We start from the raw sequence: 2,296 nt of genomic DNA, 5'->3' as shown, positions 1-2,296 counted from the left end.
AGAAATGTTAGTAAATATGAACTAAGGGAAAAGGTTTCAATACCTACTGATATTAAACAAATTTTGAATTATTTTAATAGATATTACAATGAATCTTTACAAATTAAGGATGTTGCTTCCACTTTTAATTTTTCTTCGGAATATTTTTCTAGATATTTTAAAAAGTATGTAGGCATATCGCCTAAAAAATTTTTAATGCAATTACGTTTGAGTAAAGCTGCTGAGTTATTACGTAATAGTGACTATAGTATTGATGAGATAATAAAACAAACAGGTTTCCTTCATAAGAATTTTTATGTAGCTTTTAAAAAATATTATAAAATGACTCCTATGAAATATCGTAATTTTGTTGAGGGTTAGTGGTATTAATTAACAATTTAATTATTATGCCAAATTTTATAGTGAATATCCTTATCGTTTATTTTGGATATTCATTATTTTTATTTTTGAAAACGATGTCAAAAATGGTAATAAATTCGTTATAAACATGGATTGGACTAATTTATATAATTTAGTATCTTTAAGTTAAGAGTTAATCCTAGGAGTTATCTCTTTTGAATTAAGTCTAAGGAGGTGGTGCTTTTGAGCGATAAAAGTATTTTTAATTTAAAATTAGATTTTTTTCCAGAGAAGTTGCATAATATAGATTTTTTAGAAACAATATTTTCTTTATCAAATGGAAAGTTTGGCGTACGTATGACTTCTCCAGTTAGTGATTCTAATGGTACATTAATTAACGGATTTTTTGAAAGTCGAAAAATAATTTATGGTGAAACGGCTTTTGGCTATGCCAAACGATCACAAACTATTGTAAATTTACCTAATTTAAGAAGAATTGAAATTTCTGATTTAGAAGGATTAATATTTAATAGGAGTAAATTAATAGATGTGAACTTAGATATGAAGACCGGAATTTTAAACGAATTGTACCTACTGGAAAATAGTAAAAATGAAACAATTAAGTTGAATGTAAAATCAGTTATAAATGAATATAAAACAAATTATTACGCTATTAAGTATGATCTAGAACCTGAATCGTACAGTGGAAAAGTAAAAATCACAAAATTGAATAATATGGATAAAGAATATGCAAGAGATATTAATATGGATCCAAGAAAGTCAAATTTTACTAATAAAATTAGAGTTAAGGAAATTTTAAAAAAAGACAATTTTTACAGTTGTAATATACAAACTAGTAATTCTAATAAATTTGTAACATACGCATTTTTTTGTGATAATGCAAAAGTCCTAAATAAACAATTTATAGATTTATCATTGATAAAATCTGATAATTCAATCATTTATTATAATTATATTAGCAATATAAACGAAAATGTAAACGATTACTCTTTCTTGAATGAAATAAACTTCAAAAAAATTATTTCTGATAATAGAATTTATTGGGAAAGGGTTTGGAACAATAGTTTATTAGAATTCGATAATGCTCAGAAAAATTTGAATATTGCTATGATATATAACATTTTTCAGTTATATCAATCAGGATCACGTCAAAATCAACTAAGTATTCCTGCAAAAGGTTTGAGTGGCGATGGTTATGAAGGACATTACTTTTGGGATACAGAAATGTATTTATTGCCATTTTTTGCTTTGAATGATTATAAAATTGCTAGAAATATATTGAAATATAGATACAACATTCTTAATGAGGCTAAAAGAAGAGCTTACACTTTAGGAATTAGTAAAGGAGCTTTATTCACTTGGAGAACTATCAACGGACAGGAGGCTTCGGCATATTTTCCTGCAGGCACAGCGCAATATCATATAGATGCAGATATAGCTTACGCTGTAGATTTTTATTATAAATGCACTGAAGATATTAATTTTATAGTTAAATATGGTTTTGAATTATTATTAGAAACTGCCAGATTTTGGAGAGAATATGGCACTATAGACAAAGAATCAAATACTTTTAAATTTTTAACTGTTACTGGACCTGATGAATATACAGCTTTAGTTGATAATGACTATTACACTAATGTTATGGCTAAGTACAATTTAAAAATTGTTAAGAGGTATGCTCTTGAATTAGAAAGACTAGGATATGATATTACAAATTATGGTACTAATTGGAAAGAAATAGAATATTTTAATTATTTATCAGATATTGTATATTTACCTTATAATAATAAATTAAAAATAAGTGCTCAAGATGACAGTTTTTTATCAAAACCTAAGTGGCCATTTAAAGATATCCCCCAAAAAAATTATCCGCTCTTATTGCATTACCATCCATTAACAATTTATAGATATCAGGTTGCAAAACAACCGGATGTAC

Annotated in this window: 2 protein-coding genes; both read left to right on the top strand. The window is 26.0% G+C overall.

Annotation, left to right across the window (positions count from 1 at the left end; genetic code table 11):
• Nucleotides 1-360: helix-turn-helix domain-containing protein (locus tag EQ827_RS08465; protein ID WP_181190546.1), on the top strand; the 360-nt coding region annotated here is incomplete at its 5' end.
• Between the two features lie 222 nt (nt 361-582).
• A partial coding sequence (locus EQ827_RS08460) for a glycoside hydrolase family 65 protein (RefSeq protein ID WP_181190545.1) occupies nt 583-2,296 on the top strand: 1,714 nt, incomplete at its 3' end.

This window comes from Bombilactobacillus bombi, from assembly GCF_013607485.1.
Taxonomy (GTDB): Bacteria; Bacillota; Bacilli; order Lactobacillales; family Lactobacillaceae; genus Bombilactobacillus; species Bombilactobacillus bombi_A.
The sequence above is the reverse complement of the archived record's forward strand: the minus strand, read 5'-3'. Positions and strand labels throughout refer to the sequence as shown.